At 62.8% G+C, this 17,585-nt stretch carries 11 protein-coding genes; 6 read left to right on the top strand and 5 right to left on the bottom strand.

Annotated features, from left to right (window positions below; genetic code table 11):
- Positions 1–15 precede the first annotated feature (15 nt).
- Complete coding sequence (locus M1D68_RS13325) at positions 16–771, top strand: ABC transporter ATP-binding protein (RefSeq protein WP_457967020.1); 756 nt, start codon at positions 16–18, stop codon at positions 769–771.
- Positions 772–856: 85 nt separating this feature from the next.
- Here the strand turns inward: M1D68_RS13325 and M1D68_RS13320 are convergent, their stop codons facing one another.
- The 5 genes from M1D68_RS13320 to M1D68_RS13300 form a co-directional block, all read right to left on the bottom strand.
- Positions 857–1,960 (bottom strand): sigma-54 interaction domain-containing protein, encoded by a 1,104-nt coding sequence (locus M1D68_RS13320; RefSeq protein ID WP_457967018.1) that lies wholly within the window; start codon positions 1,958–1,960, stop codon positions 857–859.
- Between the two features lie 200 nt (positions 1,961–2,160).
- Positions 2,161–3,192, bottom strand: coding sequence for an HlyD family secretion protein (locus M1D68_RS13315; RefSeq protein WP_457967016.1), 1,032 nt, complete (start codon positions 3,190–3,192; stop codon positions 2,161–2,163).
- Between the two features lie 6 nt (positions 3,193–3,198).
- A complete protein-coding gene (locus tag M1D68_RS13310) occupies positions 3,199–4,764 on the bottom strand; it encodes an MFS transporter (protein ID WP_457967014.1) in 1,566 nt (521 codons plus the stop codon).
- Entirely contained in the window at positions 4,761–6,230 is a 1,470-nt protein-coding gene (locus M1D68_RS13305) for an efflux transporter outer membrane subunit (RefSeq protein WP_457967012.1), read from the bottom strand. Before M1D68_RS13305 ends, M1D68_RS13310 begins: the two co-directional genes overlap by 4 nt.
- 177 nt (positions 6,231–6,407) lie before the next feature.
- Positions 6,408–6,782, bottom strand: a complete 375-nt coding sequence (locus M1D68_RS13300) for a response regulator transcription factor (protein ID WP_434559008.1) — start codon at positions 6,780–6,782, stop codon at positions 6,408–6,410.
- 463 nt (positions 6,783–7,245) lie between these two features.
- Here M1D68_RS13300 and M1D68_RS13295 point away from each other — a divergent pair, with 463 nt between their 5' ends.
- The 5 genes from M1D68_RS13295 (at position 7,246) to M1D68_RS13275 (ending at position 17,584) form a co-directional block, all read left to right on the top strand.
- Positions 7,246–12,720, top strand: coding sequence for a trifunctional serine/threonine-protein kinase/ATP-binding protein/sensor histidine kinase (locus M1D68_RS13295; protein WP_457967010.1), 5,475 nt, complete (start codon positions 7,246–7,248; stop codon positions 12,718–12,720).
- 113 nt (positions 12,721–12,833) lie between these two features.
- On the top strand, positions 12,834–13,433 hold the full coding sequence (locus tag M1D68_RS13290) for a lecithin retinol acyltransferase family protein (RefSeq protein WP_457967008.1): 600 nt from the start codon (positions 12,834–12,836) through the stop codon (positions 13,431–13,433).
- An 87-nt stretch (positions 13,434–13,520) separates the two neighbouring features.
- Positions 13,521–14,168, top strand: coding sequence for a response regulator transcription factor (locus M1D68_RS13285; RefSeq protein WP_434559002.1), 648 nt, complete (start codon positions 13,521–13,523; stop codon positions 14,166–14,168).
- A gap of 331 nt (positions 14,169–14,499) precedes the next feature.
- Positions 14,500–16,221 (top strand): type I secretion system permease/ATPase, encoded by a 1,722-nt coding sequence (locus M1D68_RS13280; protein WP_420763811.1) that lies wholly within the window; start codon positions 14,500–14,502, stop codon positions 16,219–16,221.
- Positions 16,214–17,584: an HlyD family type I secretion periplasmic adaptor subunit gene (locus tag M1D68_RS13275; protein WP_420763812.1), complete on the top strand. Its 1,371-nt coding sequence runs from the start codon at positions 16,214–16,216 to the stop codon at positions 17,582–17,584. The genes M1D68_RS13280 and M1D68_RS13275 overlap by 8 nt, the downstream gene beginning before the upstream one ends.
- Position 17,585: the final 1 nt, after the last annotated feature.

The raw sequence follows: 17,585 nt of genomic DNA, 5'->3' as shown, positions 1-17,585 counted from the left end.
AGAAGGCGGGACAGCATGACGACAGATGAGCCCATCCTGCGGATCGAGGGTATCGAGGTGTTGTATGAGTCCACCATCCTGGCGCTTCGCGACGTGTCGCTGAGCGTGGCGAGAGGACAGATCGTGGTGCTGCTGGGCGCCAACGGCGCGGGCAAGAGCACCACGCTGAAGGCCGCGTCGAACCTGGCGCGCGCCGAGCGGGGCGAAGTGGTGCGCGGACGGATCGTCTATCAAGGCCAGGACGTGACGCGCAGCGCACCGCATCTGCTTGCGCAAGGCGGCCTGGTGCAGGTTTTGGAGGGACGGCACTGCTTCGGTCAGTTGACGGTGGAAGAAAACCTTTTGGCGGGCGCGCTGCCCCGTCAGGTTTCGCGACGTCAGCTCTTGGCTGACCTGGAGTCGGTGTATGCGCATTTCCCACGTCTGAAGCTGCGCCGCAAAAGCTTGGCAGGCTACACCTCCGGCGGCGAACAACAGATGATCGCGATCGGACGCGCGCTCATGGCCCGGCCGCAGTTGGTCTTGCTGGATGAGCCATCGATGGGGCTGGCGCCGCAGATCGTCGAGGAGATTTTCGAAATCATCCACCAGCTCAATCAGCGCGAGGGCACCAGTTTTTTGATCGCCGAGCAAAACATCAGCCTCGCCCTGCGTTACGCCCAGTATGGTTATGTCCTGGAAAGCGGGCGGGTGGTCAGCGAGGGCAGCGCCGAACGACTGGCGGCGCCTGGGGACCTGGAGGATTTCTACCTGGGTGCCCGGGCAGGGTGATGACCCAACACGCCTTCGGGAAGGGAAGCGTACCCGTGGGAGCGCGCTTGCTCCCACCGGGTCCTTGTGTGCTTGGGGAAGTGGCTCAAGTCGACAGATTGACCACCCGACCGTCCTGCGTACTCAACGCCGGTCGCCGTCTGTTGACCACCAACTCACCGATCCGGATCAGCAGGCTGCGGGTGACGTTGCGGCTCAGGCCCAGCAGGCTGGCGGTGTGGACCTGGTTGCAATTGGCGTAGCGATAGGCGGTGCGCAGCAGGGCGGCTTCTACCTGTTCATGGACATCGCCGTGCGCTTGCTCAAGCATTTGCACGAAGGCTTTTTCCAACAACGCCTCGGCGGTCTGCGGGGTGTTGTCGTGCGGCGTGTCCTGACGCTCGATGCGCAAATTGGACAGGTGCAGATCCTGCACGCCAATCACCTGGTTGCGGCAAATCAGCAAGGTGTGATGGATGACGTTTTCCAGCTCGCGAATATTCCCCGGCCAGGAATAATCCAGCAGCTTGCGCTGCGCCTGGGCATCCAGCGTAACCTCGCCATGACCAAGTCGGCGGCTATATTGCGCGATGAAATGACGAATCAACGGGATGATGTCGCCGGGTCGCTCGCGTAAGGGTTTGAGCACCACGCTGACCACGTTCAAGCGGTAATACAGATCCTCGCGAAAGTGCCCGGCATTAATGGCTTTTTCCAGCTGCACGTTGGTGGCCGCCAATACACGCACATTGATCTTGATGCTCTTGCGCGAGCCCAGGCGGACCACTTCACGCTCCTGTAGAACGCGCAGCAACTTGACCTGGATCGGCAGCGGCAGATCGCCAATTTCATCCAGGAACAGCGTGCCGCCATCGGCCTCTTCGAACCACCCGGCCTTGGCTGTCAAGGCGCCGGTGAACGCGCCTTTTTCATGTCCGAACAGCTCGGCTTCCACCAGCGTCTCCGAGAACGCCCCGCAGTTCACCGCCACGAATGGCCTGTCACGTCGGGCGCTGAGGTTGTGGACGTGGCGCGCCACCAGTTCTTTGCCGGTGCCGGTCTGGCCGATGATCAACACGCTGGCGTCGCTGGGCGCCACCTGTTGCAAGTGGGCCAGGAGCGCTTGGGAACTGGGGTCTTCGAAAACCTGGGCGGTGGCGCGGATCGACGTAGCCAGGCCGGGAGAAGGGGGAAGCGTGAGAAGCTGCATGGCAGTGGCCCGTTGATAAATCGAGGAAGAGTGGGTGGCGGCCAACGCCGGTGATGGTATCGCCGTGCAGAACCATTGGCCTTGACGGCTAATCTAGAAGATCTAAAAACCATATTGAAAATAACATTAAGCTATATGCTTAAGTCGTTGGATCGGATCAACGGGCGCAAACCTTCCATTTCCCCGCACAGCTCCAATGATCACTCACCCACACGAATATGCGGCGTAACGGACATCCCCACCCGCAGCTTCCTGGCAGCGGGCTGGTCGGCGGCAATGTGGATTCGTACCGGCAGGCGCTGGACGATCTTGGTGAAGTTCCCGGTCGCGTTGTGTGGCGCAACGGCCGAATAACTCACGCCACTGGCCGGTCCCAGGCTTTGCACCGTGCCTTGCAACGCCTCGCCCGGCAATGCGTCCACTTCGATGTCCACCACCTGTCCGGTCTCAACCCGCGCCAGTTGCGTCTCGCGAAAGTTCGCGGTGATGTAGACGGCGTCGAGCGGGACGATGGCCAGCAACGGTTTGCCCGCATTGACGAACGCACCGACCCGTACCGATTTCTGCCCGATCATGCCGCTGATCGGTGCCGTGATCCGGGTGTAGGACAGCTGCAGTTGCGCGATGGATTGCGTGGCCTCGGCATGGGCGAGGGTCGCCACGGCTTTTTCCAGGTCGGCCTTGAGGATATCCACTTGTTGCCGGGCAGCTTGCAGACCCGCCTCGCTCTTGTCCCGGCGTGCCTGCTGGATGCTCAGTTGCGCTTCGGCCTGTTGCCGTGCCTGCACGGTGCCCGAGCCGTCATTGGCCAGGTTGCGATACCGCGTCTGGTTGGCAGTCGCCAACGTGACCGCGGCCTCGTCTGCCGCCAGCGCAGCCTGGGCCTGGCGAATGGCGGTGGCCTGCCGGGCCAGGTGTGCCTGCAAGCTGACGATACCGGCCCGGGCACTGGCGACCTGGGCTGTCGCCGCGCTCAGCGCCGCGACGAAATCACGGTCGTCGATGGTCGCCAGCAAGTCGCCCTTGGCCACCGGTTGGTCGTGTTCGACCCATACCGAAGCCACCGTGCCCGACACTTGCGGCGCTACCGTGGTGAAGTCGGCGTGGACATAAGCATCGTCGGTCGACTGGATGGCGGCAGCCGACTCGGGTCGGTTGAGGTAGGCGGCCCCGCTGATCGCCACGGTGAGCAGCAATGCAATGATGAGCTTGGCTTTCTTGGGTAATGCCATGATGGGTCACCGATGGGAGGAAGAAGGGGGCGAGGCGGCCCGTATGACCGGGGCAGGGATGAAGCTCAGGCGCAGCACCAGCGGAATCAGCAGCACGGCCAGTGCGCCCAGGACGCGGTAGGCGTCGGCGATAGACAGCACCAGCGCCTGCCCGCCGATGAGCATCATCAGTTGCTGTGGATCGGGCATGGACGGCAAGGCGCCGCCCACCATGGCCGTGTGGTCCAGCAGCATTTCCGAGTGGAAACGTGCGCGCAATACCATCAATTGCCCGACCAGCGCAGCGCCGGCCAGGGACCCGAAAGCGCGCACTGTATTGATGGTGCCGGAGAAAAAAGGCCCCTCGGCAGGCTGCACCACGCTGGTGATCAGAAACAGCATCGACACCACGGCCATGGGTTGCCCCAGCGATTGCAGCGTTTGCGCCATGACGAATTGTTCGCGGTTCCAGTCGCTGGTCAATTGCGCGCCACACAGGCACGCCAGGGCAATCAGGCACAACCCCGCGGCGAAGACCAGGCGCGCATCGACCCACTTCTGGTAGAGCAGCAGCGCCACCAGGGGGCCCAGGATCAACTGCGGCAGCGCCACGATCAGGCCAATGGACGCCATCTGGAAGGGCCGATAATCCTGGAGCGAGGCCAGATAGCTGGCGGGCAACAGCGAGCTGGACATCAGCACCACCAGCAAGCAGAGAAACAAGGTGCAGCCCAGCCCCAGGTTGCGCCGCCCCAGGACTTGCAATTTGATGAAGGGCGAGGGGTGATACCACTCGGTCAACAAGTAGATCACCAGCAATGCCAGGCCGGCCAGCAGCGAGGAGGTGACCAGCGGCGAGTTGAACCAGTCCAGGCGCGTGCCTTGGTCCAGTGCCACCGTGATCAGGCCGAAGGCCGGCACCGCGAATGCCATGCCCAGCCAGTTGGCATGCCCGAAACGCTGGGGTTGGATGGGTTCTTTGGGCAATCCCCAGCCAATCAATGCCGCAGCGATACAGGCCAGCGGAATGATCTGCCAGTACACCCAGCGCCAGTCCTGCAGGCCATCCGTCCAATGGCCGGCCAGCCAGATGGACAGGTTGGGCGCGAAGGTGGCGGTCATGGCATACAGCGCCAACCCATACAGCCGTATCGATGGCGGCAAGAATTTCAGCGCAGCCATCATCAGCAAGGGGATCGTCATGCCACTGGCGAGGCCTTGAACAAAGCGCAACGCCAGCAGCAGGTCCAGGTCCCGGATGAAGGGCAATATCGCCGCCAGCGCGGTACAAGTGCCCAACACCCACAGTTCGAGGCGGCGGACCGAAAGCGTCATGGCAAACCAGGCCGCAAACGGCATGGCGATCAGTTCACCGGCGCTGTACGCCGTGGTGAGCCAGGAGGCGTCGTCCAGGCCGAAGCCCAGTGCGCCCCTCACGTCCGCCAAGGCCAATGAACCGACGCGGATGTTCAGTCCCGCCATCATTGCCGCCAGGAAGATGCCCAGCAGGCCGACCAACGGCCGCTTCGAGGCCCCGCCGTGGGGCGCTTCGCTGACAGCGACGGCGGCCGTCGGCAAGGCCATGCTGTTCATCGAACCTGCTCCGGATCCCAGCCGCCGCCCAGGGATTTGTACAGATTGACCACGGTGAGGGTGGCGTTGGTCGCGCTGGTGTTGAGGTGGGTCTGGCTGGCCAACAAGTTGAGTTGCGCCGTGAGGACGCTCAGATAGTCGGCGGCGCCTTGTTGATAGCCACGCTCCGCCGCGTCCAGTGCCTCCCTGTTCTGTTCGTACGAAACCTGCAGCTCGTCGTGCTGGCGCCGTTGAGCAGCCCAGGCGTCCAAGGCGTTGTCTACCTCGTGCCAGGCTTGCAGCACGGTCTGGCGATAGGCGAGGGCGGCGGTTTTTTGCCGCGATTCGTTCAGGGCCAAGCGCTGCATCAGGCGGCCACCCTCGAAGATGGGCAGGTAGACGGTCGGCCCGACCGAAAACATCCGCGAGTCCCAACTGGTGAGGTCGCCGCTGTCGAAAGCCTCCACGCCGATGCGGCCTTTCAAGCCGATACGCGGATAGAAATCAGCCTTGGCCACGCCGATAGCCGCCGTGGCAGCGTGGAGTTGCGCCTCGGCGCGCAGGATATCCGCGCGCCGGTGGGCCAGTTCCGACGGCACGCCCAGCGGAATGCGTGCAGGCAGCGACGGCAGGGGCATGGCCTGGCGCAGTTGCGCATCGAGGGCTCGCGGTTGTTCACCCATGAGCAGGGCAAGGGCGTTCATCTGAGCGTTACGACGCTGGGCCAGCTCGGGAAGCAGGGCTTTGACCGTCGCCAACTGCGCGCGGGCCGATGAGGTTTCGAAGCGTGTCGCCACGCCGTTGCGCTCGCGGCTTTCGGCCAGGGCCAGGGTGCGTTCGGCAACCGCTTGGTTCTGCCGGGCAATGTCCAGTTGTGCCTGGGTCCCGCGCAACTGCAGATACGTGCGCGCCACTTCGGCGGTCAGCGCCACCCTTACGGCTTCGCGATCGTACAGCGAGGCCTCGACCGTCGCCTCGGCACCTTCGCGCGAACGTCGGGCCCGGCCCCAGAGGTCGATTTCCCAGTTGGCATCGAAACCCAGCTGCCAGAAATTGCTGGGATCGGTGGGAGCCCCCAGGGCCGCGAATTTGCCATGCTCGCTTAGCCCCTCGCGGGCGTAGCTGGCGTTGGCGCCGACAGTGGGCACCAACTGCGACGCGGCGATGCCCAGCCGTGCGCGGCTTTGCTCGATGCGTTCGGCGGCCATTTGCAAGTCAAGGTTTCCCTCCAGCGTGCGCGCCTGCAACTGGCTGAGCAGGGCGTCATTGAACAGCCGCCACCATTGCATGGGCACGGCCGCAGTGGAGGAGCGAGGCTCGCCGCGGTGTTCCTGGCGGGGCGTCAGTTGCGCGGCGTCCAATCCGTTTTCAGGCCTGGTGAAATCCGGGCCCACCATGCAGCCCGCCAGGCAAGCAGCGCCAAGCGCCGCGGTGATGGCGGGGAAGCGAGAGCGTAGGTACTGGGGTAATTCGTCGAAGCCTGACATAGCCAGATCCCCGCAATGTGCGGCGTCAGCCGAAGAGCCTCCGCCATGGGGTCGATAGATTCGTGACCCCATGTTATCGACGGGTTGCCCCAGGCACACTTCTACCTCGGTTCAGCGAAACCATACGTGGGATAGGCGGGGATATACGCAAGTATGAGCAGGAACCGATCCCGTTGATCAGTGCGGCTGACCGAGGGCTTTTGCGATGCAGTCCAGCAACCTTCTGGCATCGCAGGGCTTGGGCAGGCAATCCACCAGCCCCGACGTGTTGGCGGCCAGTTCCGGGTACGCCGTAATGAACAGGGTAGGGATACGCACCTTGTTTTTCAGCAAGTGCCGATGCAACTCGATGCCGCTCATGCCCGGCATCTGTATGTCGCAAACCAGGCAGCCGGTTTGCGCGGGCGCTTCTGAATCGAGGAATTCCCTGGCGCTGCGATACGTACGGACCTGATGGCCGCTGGACCGCAACAGGCTATTGAGCGCCGTGCGTACGGATTCATCGTCATCGATGACTGCGATCGTCTTGTTGCACACGGGGGTGTCTTCCATGGGATCGCTCGTAACAGCGCCGGTTTTCAATTCACCATACGCGGTCCGTCCAGGCGCAAAAGTATACCTATGTATATCCGGCTAAGACCTAAGGTGCGCGCGCCCCTGGCGGCATGAAACCAACGGATGCCCAAGTCATACGCGGGCAGGAATGACTGGCGGGGGATTTCACATAGACTGGCGCCGCATCGTCGGCCTGCGTGGTCATTCAACTGCCGTATCCGCTGTGTTCGAGGCCCGTCATCGCCGTTGAAAAAAATATGGGAAGGGCATAGGCGAGGCGCTAATCTAAACGACGGCAATACGATCCGTCCCGGAACCCGACATGACCGCTTTTCGTCGAGTCGCCGGCGCAGCCATGGAAGCCGAACCCTGGCCTTGGCAATTGCGGCACGACACTGGATGGCAGCTCGACGGTAAATGCAACTGAACCCCTCTTGCTCCAGTGCCGATGGAAACCCGCATGCAAACACAATGGGACGATGGCGAGCGTATCTTCTGCCGGGAACGACGCCCAGGTGCCGACGGCGATAAACCTGTCCTGGTGGTGCGGCCCGCCACCCGCCAACCGCGGCCCGATTGCCTTGAGCGTCTTGCTCATGAATTCGGCCTGAGGGACCAGCTGGATGCTTCGTGGTGCGTACAGCCCCTGGAATGGATCAGTGAAGGTCCTCAAGTGCAACTGGTCGCCAGCGACCCGGGTGGTTTGCCGCTGTTGCAATTGCTCACCTCGCCTTTGGAGACGACCCGCTTCTTGCAGCTCGCGGTGAGCATTGCCGTCGCATTGGGCAAGCTTCACGAGCGTGGCCTGATCCATAAGGACATCAAGCCCAGCCATATCCTGGTGGATTGCGACGACGGCCAGGCCCGGCTCACCGGGTTCGGCATGACGTCACGCTTGCCCCGCGAGCGGCAGGCCCCCGAGACGCTTGCCGGGACGCTGGCCTACATGGCGCCCGAACAGACCGGCAGGATGAATCGCTCGATCGACTCGCGCAGTGATCTCTATTCTTTCGGCGTCACGCTCTACCAGATGTTGACCGGCTCGCTGCCGTTCACAGCATCGGACCCGATCGAATGGGTGCATTGCCATATCGCCAAGAGGCCGCTGGCGCCCAACGAGCGGATCCAAACCATTCCCGACATGCTGTCGCGGATCGTCATGAAGCTGCTCGCCAAGACCGCCGAGGAACGCTACCAGACGGCCGCGAGCGTAGAGCACGACCTGCGTCAGTGCCTGGCGCATTGGCGGCAGTGGCGTCGCATCGAAGATTTTGCATTGGGCGAGCAAGGCGGCTCAGACCGCCTTTTGATTCCCGAAAAACTCTATGGACGCGAGCCCGAGGTCCAAGCGTTGGTAAGCGCGTTCAACCGGGTGGTTGAACGTGGCGCGCCGGAACTCGTGCTGGTCACGGGGTATTCCGGGATTGGTAAATCTTCCGTGGTCAACGAGCTGCACAAGGTACTCGTGCCGCCAAGGGGGTTGTTCGCCCGTGGCAAGTTCGATCAGTACCGGCGCGATATTCCCTATTCGACGCTGATCCAGGCGTTTCAGAGCCTGGTGCGTACGCTGTTGGGCAAGAGCGATGCCGAGTTGGCCGGTTGGCGCGATGCATTGCGCCAGGCCCTGGACCCCAACGCACGGCTGATGACGGACCTGATCCCTGAACTGAGGCTGATCGTCGGGGAGCCGCCTGCGGTGCTGGCACTCGATCCCCAGCAGGAGCAACGGCGTTTCCTGCTGGTGTTGCGCCGTTTTATCGGTGTGTTCGCCCGCCGCGAGCATCCCCTGGCGCTGTTTCTCGACGACTTGCAATGGCTTGACGCGGCGACGCTCGACCTGCTGGAAGACCTGCTGACCAGCGACGACGTGCAATATCTGCTGCTGGTCGGTGCGTACCGCAGCAACGAAGTGGATGCGAAGCACCCGCTGTCAGGCAAACTCAAGACGCTGCGCAGCGTCGGCGGCAAGGTCAGCGAAATCATGCTCTCACCGCTCGCCAAGGGGCATATCGAGCAATTGATCGCCGAGGCGCTGCATGACGAGCCTGCTCGCATCGAGCCGTTGGCGCAGTTGGTGCTGGACAAGACCGCGGGCAATCCGTTCTTCGTGATCCAGTTCTTGCAGGCGCTCGCCGATGAGCACTTGCTGGCGTTCGATCATGGCAGCCGACAGTGGTGGTGGGACCCGGATCGGATCCACGCCAAGGGGTACACCGACAATATCGTCGACTTGATGAGCGGCAAGCTGGCGCGCCTGCCGGCCCAGACGCAGCAGGCCTTGCAGCAGCTTGCTTGCATGGGGAACGTCTGCGGGCTGAACGCACTGGCGATTATCCTTGAGGTCCCCAGAACGCAAATCCGCACGGTCCTCTGGGAGGCGGTCCGCCAGGAACTGGTAGAGCGCCGCGACGGTGCTTACGGTTTTGTCCACGACCGTATCCATGAAGCGGCCTACTCGATGATCCCCCCGGAGTCACGCGCCTCGACCCATTTGAAAATCGGCCGGCTGCTGGCCCGGCAGACCGCTCCCGAGGGCCGGGACGAGGCGATATTCGACATCGTGGGCCAGCTCAACCTCGGCGCCGGGTTGCTCGTCGATCAGGCCGAGCGAGAGGAGCTGGCCGCGCTCAACTTGCTCGCCGGCCAACGGGCCAAGGCGTCGACGGCCTATGCTTCGGCACTCAATTACCTGGCCCATGGTGCCCAGCTGCTGGGCGATGACAGTTGGACGCATCGGCACGGCTTGAATTTCGCCCTTGAGCTGAACAGGGCCGAATGCGAGTTCCTCACCGGCCAGCTCGCCATTGCCGACGAGCGGCTGACGGCGCTGGCCAATCGCGCCGTGACGGTGAGCGAACGGGCCAGCGTCGCCTGCCTGTTGATGGATGTGTACTTGCTGATGGATCGCAGCGACGGCGCGGTGGCGGTGTGTCTCGCGTATTTGCGGCATGTCGGCATTCACTGGGCCGCGCAGCCAAGTGACGAGGCCGTGCGCCAGGAATACGACCGCATCGCCACATTGCTCGGCGATAGGGCCATCGAGGATTTGATCGATCTGCCCTTGATGGAAGACGCGACCGCGTTGGAGACCGTCAATGCGCTGAGCAAGCTCTTCGCCCCGGCACTGCAAAGTGACGCGAACCTGGCGGACCTGTTGATCTGCAAGGCCATCACCTTGAGCCTGGAACGCGGCAATTGCGACGCGTCCTGTGTGCTCTATGCCAATCTGTTCAGGGTCGCGGGCCGGCGGTTCGGCGACCATGAGGTGGGGTTTCGTTTCGGGCAGCTGGGCTGCGACCTTGTCGAGCACCGTGGCATGACTCGATTCGAAGCCAGCACCTATCTGTGCTTCTCTTGCTTTGCCGTGCGCTGGATGAGACCGGTCGGACAATGCCGCGACCTCTTGCGTCGTTCGTTTGCGGCTGCGAACCGGATCGGGGACCTGCCGTACGGTGCTTACGCGGGCAACAACCTCACTGCGGATCTGCTCTTCGCCGGGGAACCGCTGCCCAAGGTACAAGATGAAGCCGAGCGTGGCCTGGACTATGCGAGGAAGGTGCGTTTCGGGCTGGTGACGGATTTTATCGTCACGCAATTGCTGCTGATCCGGATGCTTCGCGGCCAGACGTCGATCTTCGGGCGCCTGGATGACGACGAACTGGACGAGGTGACCACCGAATCCCATTTGTCCAGCAATCCGGACCTGGTCCTGGCTGAATGCTTGTACTGGGTTCGCAAGCTACAGGCCCGCTGTATGGCCGACGAGCCAGAAGCGGCCTTGGCCGCTGCCGAAAAAGCGCGCCGGTTGCTCTGGGTTTGCCAGTCCTTTTTCGAGGAAGCCGAATATCACTTTTTCGGTGCCCTGGCCCATGCTGCCGTTTATGACAAAGCCCCTGCGGATCAGCGAGGGGCGCATCTGGACGCAATGAAGGAGGGCCATGGACAGCTTCAGGCCTGGGCGCAGCAGTGCCCGGACAACTTTGCGAGCCGCGCCGCACTGGTGGGCGCGGAGATTGCCCGTGTCGAAGGGCGGCCAATCGATGCCGAGCTGCTTTACGAACACGCCATGAACCTCGCCCGGCAAAGCGGCTTCGTCCATGTCGAGGCGCTTGCCAACGAACTAGCCTCACGTTTCTACGCCGCCCGTGGCCTTGGGAAAATCGCTCGCATGTATATGCAGGACGCCTGCTACGGCTATCTGCGTTGGGGAGCCGACGGCAAGGTTCGACAGCTCGAAGCCCGGTATCCGTGGCTGCGCGAAACAGAACCCGCGCCCGGCCCGGCGACTACGATGGCGACTCCGGTGGAACACCTGGACATCGCCACCGTGCTCAAAGTCTCTCAGGCAGTGTCGGGAGAAATCGTCCTGGAGAAGCTGATCGATCGGGTGATGGCCACGGCCATCGAGCAAGCCGGCGCTGAGCGCGGCCTGCTGATCCTGTCCACTGGCGAGGGGCACCGGATCGCGGCGCAAGCGACGACCGGCGGGACCACGACGCAACTGCGTGACGAGCCGGTCAGTTCGGCGCTGTTGCCGGAGTCGATTTTTTACCATGTGCTGCGGACCCAGGAGAGCGTGTTTCTCGACGACGCCATGGGCCCGGCCGCCGCGACGTTTGCCGCCGATCCCTACTTTCGCAAACGTCCGGTGCGGTCGATCCTGTGCCTGCCGTTGATCAACCAGGCCGCGCTGGTGGGCGTGCTGTATCTGGAAAACAGCCTTGCCGCCCATGTATTCAGTCCGAACCGGCTCACCATCCTGAATCTGGTGGCGTCTCGCGCGGCCATCTCCCTGGAAAACGCTCGTCTGTACCGAGAGGTGGCCGAACGGGAGGCAAAGATCCGTCGTCTCGTCGATGCCAACATCATCGGGATTCTGGTCTGGAATGCCGAGGGCGACATCATCGAAGCCAACGACGCATTCCTGCGCATGGTGGGCTATGAGCGCGAAGACCTTGCCTCCGGCCGGCTGCGTTGGAGGGACCTGACGGTGCCGGAGTATCGCGAGCTGAGTGAGCGTTCGTTGGCCAAGGCCCTGCGCACCGGGCAAGCCTGCCCGTACGAGAAGGAATACTTCAGGAAAGACGGCAGCCGTCTGCCGGTGATCGTTGGCCTGGCCATGTTCGAAGCCAGCAGCCGGGAAGGCGTGGCCTTTGTGCTGGATCTGACCGAGCGCCGACAGGCCGAGGAGAAGATTCGCGAAAGCGAGCGTCGCTATCGCGAAGTGCAGGCCGAACTGGCCCATGCAAACCGAGTCGCGACGATGGGCCAGTTGGTCGCCTCGATCGCCCATGAGGTCAACCAGCCGATCGCCGCGACGATCCTCAATGCCGACGCCGCCCTGCGTTGGCTCAACGCGCAGCCGCCGGAAATCGAGGAAGTCCGGCAGATTCTCGGGCATCTGGTCTTCGATGCCAATCGAGCCGCCGATGTGCTGGGGCGAATCCGCGAGCACATCCGCAAGGCTCCACCGCAGAAAGGGCCGCTGGACATCAACGCAGCCATCGAGGAAATGGTCGAGTTCAGCCGCAGCCAGATCATCAAGAGTGGCGCCTCGATCCAAACACACCTGGCCGACGCGCTGCCTGCTATCGACGGGGATCGCGTGGAGCTGCAACAGGTGCTGCTCAACCTGATCATGAACGCATTGGAGGCCATGAGCGCCGTCGATGAAAGCGAGCGGCACTTGTCGATCAGTTCCGGGCTGGACGATGCCGGTTGCGTGTGGGTGAAAGTCTGCGATTCGGGGCCGGGCTTTGCCTTGGGATGCGCGGAACGGGTGTTCGCATCGTTCTACACCACCAAGGCTTCGGGCCTTGGGCTGGGATTATCCATCTGTCGATCGATCATCGAAGCCCACGGCGGCTGTTTGCAGGCGCACGCCAACCAGCCCCGTGGGGCTGTCCTTGAGTTCTCGCTGCCCGTTGCTCGCTAATACCAAGGTTTACACGCTGCATATCAATCGATCAGTGAACCAATCCCACGTACAAATGATCCCCTCCAACCCGAGCGATACAGTGATTGCCATGGGTTGCGGAGGATCTGGCAATGAAACTGACAGGCATCGCGGCGGATGAATTTTCGTCACTTCGTTCAATAGTGCTTATCTGCCTGGCGTTGGTAGCGGCCAACGTCTCCTACCGTTTGGTTGTGCCGGTGCCGGCAGGCGTGACTCTGGAACCCCGCCACGGCACCAAAAGGCCCGAAGGGCTGGCGATCGATTCGCTGAGGTTGGTCGATATCAGCGCCTTGGGTGAGGTGCCCATCGGGGCGCATCTGATCAGTCCGCGCCGTTTCTATATCCATCACGGGATTTACCTGGGCGCCGGAAGCGTTGCCCATTATTCGGGGTTCAGTGGCGCGCTGGAAGCGGGGCCCATCGAAGTGACCGATCTGGAGCATTTCGCCAGTGGCAGGCCGGTGTGGATCATCCAACAACCCGCCCGCTATCCGGCCAACGAAGTGGCCCGTCGGGCCCGCTCCAGGTTGGGCGAAAACCGCTACAGTCTCCTGGCCAACAACTGCGAACATTTCTGCACCTGGTGCCTTACCGGGAAGGGCTACAGTGCCCAGGTCGGCGCATATTGGCACCGGCCGCGCGAGTTCCTGGCAACGATTACCGCACTGAAGGCTCTTTTCGTTGCGTGACGCTACCGATTGCGCCTCGTCAGGCCCACTTCGGCGTCGGAGGCGCTGTGCTAGGCTTTTTCAATCCACCCTGCGAGAGAATCGTGCATGAACGGCAATATCAAAAACAATGAGCCGGGCAGCGAAGGTCCTGTTGTGTTCGTGCTGGACGACGATGCGTCCATACGTTGTGCATTGAGCAATCTCCTGCGCTCTGTCGGCATGCGCGTCGAGACATTCGCGTCCACCGCCGAGTTTCTCCAGCGGCCCAAACCCGATTGCGCCAGTTGCCTGGTACTCGATGTCCGGTTGCAGGGCAGTAGCGGGCTGGATTTCCAGCGCCAGTTGGCGGCGTCGAATATCAGGATTCCCATCATCTTCATTACCGGTCACGGCGACATTGAAATGTCCGTCAAGGCGATGAAGGCCGGCGCCATGGACTTTTTGGCTAAACCGTTTCGCGAACAGGATTTGCTGGACGCCGTGTCAGCTGCGCTTGAGGCGGACGTCAAACGGCGGGAAATCGAGCAGCAGCTTTGCGGCTTGCATACGCGTTACCAGACGTTGACGGCGCGCGAGAAGGAGGTCATGGCCCTGGCCGCCAAGGGACTGATGAACAAACAGATCGCCGGGCAGATGAACCTGAGCGAGATTACGGTGAAAATCCATCGCGCCCATGCCATGAAGAAAATGCACGCCAAGTCGTTCGCCGACCTGGTGCGGATGGCTGAAACCCTCGGCGCAGAACCTGCCTAACGCGCCAAACCTTTGGGAGCGAGCTTGCTCGCGATGGCCGTAAGGCGGTCAAATCGATGCGACTGGCCCACCAACATCGCGAGCAAGCTCGCTGCCACAGCAAAGCCCGATCCCGAACCGCCGCCGTTTTGCTCTATCCCCCGCAAAAATCCCGCTTCCCCTCTGGCACTAACCTGCGACTACGTTGTCAGTACTTGGCCGCCGTAGGGCCGACGTTCGGCTCATATAGCGACAATGTCAGCTACATGACGCCCTTTTTTTGACGCCTTCGGGGCAAAGACTCGCATGGATTTCGCGGGGACCGTTATTTCCTTTTGCGGGTTGACACTCTATGGGTTTTTTTCTCGATCCACGGCATGACATTGATGCCGCTTTGTTAAGTTATCGCCGTGTATTCTGGTCCCTGGCCTTGTTCAGCGGCGTGATCAATCTGCTGGTGCTGGTGCCGTCGCTCTACATGATGCAGGTCTACGACCGGGTCCTGACCAGTCGCAACGAAACCACCCTGGTCATGCTCACCTTGATCGCCCTTGGGCTGTTCATGTTCAGTGCGTTGATCGAGTGGGTGCGCGGCGAGGTGATGATCCGCATGAGCGCCGGGCTGGACGACGCCTTGGGCGAGCGGATTTTCGATGCGGCGTTTGCCCGCAGCCTGCGCGAGCACAACGCCAACCCGGCACAAGTGCTCACCGATCTTGCCACCTTGCGACAGCTGATTACCGGCCAGGGCCTGATCGCCTTGCTCGATGCGCCGTGGCTGCCGATCTTCCTGCTGGTGGCGTTCATCTTTCACCCTTGGTTCGGGGTATTGACGCTGGTGCTCGCCGTATTGCTGATCGGCCTGGCGCTGTGGGGCGAGTTGGCGACCCGTTCGCGCCTGGGAGAGGCCAATCGACTGGGCGTGCAGTCCTCGGTCTACGTCAACAGCACATTGCACAACGCCGAGGTCATCCAGGCCCTGGGCATGCTCGGGCCGCTGCGCCAGCGCTGGAGCCTGCTGCAACAACGGATCATCGCCGCGCAGGCCCACGCCAGCGACCGCGGGGCGCGCATCACCTCGGCGACGCGATTCGTGCGGATTTCCGGTCAGTCCCTCGCTTTGGGATTGGGCGCGCTGCTGGTGCTGGAGGGGCAGCTCTCGGCAGGGATGATGATCGCCATGTCGCTGCTGCTGGGACGTGCCCTGGCTCCGGTGGAAATCGCCATCGGCTCGTGGAAGCAATTCAACAGCGGCCGCCAGAGTTACCAGCGCCTGAGCCAACTGCTCGCGCAACATCCACGCGATCGCTTGCGCATGCCGCTGCCACCGCCCACCGGCGCGCTGCGCCTGGAGCAGTTGTACGTCGGACCGCCCGGGGCATCACAGCCGATTCTGCGGGGCATCAATTTCAGCCTCGGCAAGGGCGAGGTGCTCGCGGTGGTTGGTCCCAGTGCCAGCGGCAAATCGACTCTGGCTCGCGCGTTGGTTGGCGTGTGGCCGGCCATGGGCGGATCGGTGCGCCTGGACGATGCCGAGATCAGCCAGTGGTCCCATGACGCGCTGGGGCCATACCTGGGCTATCTGCCCCAGGACATCGAACTGTTCGATGGCAGCGTCGCCGACAACATCGCCCGTTTCGGCGAGCAGGACGCCGACAAAATCATCGCCGCCAGCCGTCAAGCGGGCATTCACGAAATGATTCTCAGGTTTCCCAAGGGCTACGACACACCGTTGGGCCCTGGCGGGCTTGGCCTGTCTGGCGGTCAGAAGCAACGCCTGGGCCTGGCGCGCGCGCTGTATGGCAGCCCGTCCGTGATCGTGCTCGACGAGCCCAACTCCAACCTCGATGAAGCCGGGGAATTGGCGCTGGTGCAGGCCATCGGCGTGCTCAAGGCCGCCGGCAGCACCGTGGTGTTGATCACCCATCGGCCCAACGTGCTGGCGGTGGTCGATCACATCCTCGTGTTGAAGGACGGCACTCAACAAGCGTTCGGCCCTCGGGACCGGGTGCTCAAGGCGCTGATGCCGGGGCCGCGGCCGGCCGCTGTGCGGGAGGCAGGCAAGGATGCGTGATTTGAAATCGGCCACACCGGCCCACGGCGAGCATGGCCTGAGCGTGCTCAGCAGCGACACATTGCCCACCGCGAGCACCGATGCGGGCGGCGCGGCGCGCTACGGCGTGGTTTTCCTGGCCCTGACCCTTGGCGGCTTTCTGCTTTGGGCCTGCCTGGCGCCACTCGACCAGGGCGTGGTGGGCAGCGGCACCGTGGTAGTGGCGGGGGAGCGCAAAGCGGTGCAGTCGCTGGTGGGGGGCGTGGTGGAAAAATTGTTGGTCAGTGATGGCGATCGTGTCAGCCAGGGGCAGTTGCTGGTGCAGCTCAACACGGTGCAGGCGCAATCGCAGTTGGACGTGACCCTGGGCAAGCTGCTCAACGACCGCAGCATCGAGGCGCGGTTGATGGCCGAGCGCCTGGGCGCCGATGAAATCCAATGGCCGCAACAATTGCTGGAGCGCGCCGATGAGCCGCGTGTCAAGGCGGCCATGGCCCTGCAGAGTCAGCTGTTCATGACCCGGCGTGCCGAACTGGGCAGCCGCCTGAAGATCATCGAGCATGAAATCGGCGCCTTGCAGCAACAGCTGCAGGGCTACGAAGGGGTCAAGCGCAACTACGATGCGCAAATGCGCTTCCAGCAACAGGAACTCGAAGGTTTGCGCGAGCTCGCCCGGGAAGGCTACGTGCCGCGCAACAAACTTTTCGAGGCCGAGCGAAACGCGGCGCAACTGGCCGGACAGATCGCTTCGGGCATCGGCGACGTCGGGCGCACGCGCCAGGCGATCAACGAAAGTCGCCTCAAGGCCTTGCAGGCGCAGCAGGAGTTTCGCCGCGATGCCGAAACCCAGCTCAGCGAGGTTTCGGCCGAAGCCGCGGCCTATGCCGATCAGATCCGCGCCTTGCAGTTCGAAGTCGATAACGGTGCCATCCGCGCGCCGGTGGCGGGCCAGGTCATGGACATGTCGATCCACACCGTGGGCGGCGTCGCCCAGGCCGGGCAAACGTTGATGCAAGTGGTGCCGTTGGACGCACCGATGGCGATCACCGCGCGGTTCGATCCGTTGATGGCCAACAAGCTCACCCCCGGATTGCCGGTGCATGTGCATTTCACCGCCCTGCAGCGGGTGGATACGCCGACTGTGACCGGCACGGTCACCACCGTGTCGGCGGACCAACTGATCGACCAGCAGACCCACCAGCCGTACTTCTCCGCCAAGGTAGAAATTCCCGCCGAGACAGTCGTCGCGCTGCAAGGCGCCGGTTTGCTGGTGCGTCCCGGCATGCTCGCCGACGTCACCGTCGTGACCGGTGAGCGCACCTTGATGAACTACCTGATGAAACCTTTGCGCGAACGCTTGCTGGCTGCCTTCAAAGAGGAATGAG

The organism is Pseudomonas sp. R4-84 (assembly GCF_054130985.1).
Note: the sequence above shows the minus strand (reverse complement) of the source record. Positions and strands in the feature narration are given on the sequence as shown.

Excerpts from the sequence above, each read along its gene's own strand:
- M1D68_RS13290 (WP_457967008.1), top strand. The coding sequence starts at position 12,834 with ATGAAACTGACAGGCATCGCGGCGGATGAATTTTCGTCACTTCGTTCA.
- M1D68_RS13285 (WP_434559002.1), top strand. The coding sequence starts at position 13,521 with ATGAACGGCAATATCAAAAACAATGAGCCGGGCAGCGAAGGTCCTGTT.
- M1D68_RS13275 (WP_420763812.1), top strand. The coding sequence starts at position 16,214 with ATGCGTGATTTGAAATCGGCCACACCGGCCCACGGCGAGCATGGCCTG.
- M1D68_RS13325 (WP_457967020.1), top strand. The coding sequence starts at position 16 with ATGACGACAGATGAGCCCATCCTGCGGATCGAGGGTATCGAGGTGTTG.
- M1D68_RS13320 (WP_457967018.1), bottom strand. The coding sequence starts at position 1,960 with ATGCAGCTTCTCACGCTTCCCCCTTCTCCCGGCCTGGCTACGTCGATC.
- M1D68_RS13280 (WP_420763811.1), top strand. The coding sequence starts at position 14,500 with ATGGGTTTTTTTCTCGATCCACGGCATGACATTGATGCCGCTTTGTTA.
- M1D68_RS13305 (WP_457967012.1), bottom strand. The coding sequence starts at position 6,230 with ATGTCAGGCTTCGACGAATTACCCCAGTACCTACGCTCTCGCTTCCCC.
- M1D68_RS13295 (WP_457967010.1), top strand. The coding sequence starts at position 7,246 with ATGCAAACACAATGGGACGATGGCGAGCGTATCTTCTGCCGGGAACGA.
- M1D68_RS13315 (WP_457967016.1), bottom strand. The coding sequence starts at position 3,192 with ATGGCATTACCCAAGAAAGCCAAGCTCATCATTGCATTGCTGCTCACC.
- M1D68_RS13310 (WP_457967014.1), bottom strand. The coding sequence starts at position 4,764 with ATGAACAGCATGGCCTTGCCGACGGCCGCCGTCGCTGTCAGCGAAGCG.
- M1D68_RS13300 (WP_434559008.1), bottom strand. The coding sequence starts at position 6,782 with ATGGAAGACACCCCCGTGTGCAACAAGACGATCGCAGTCATCGATGAC.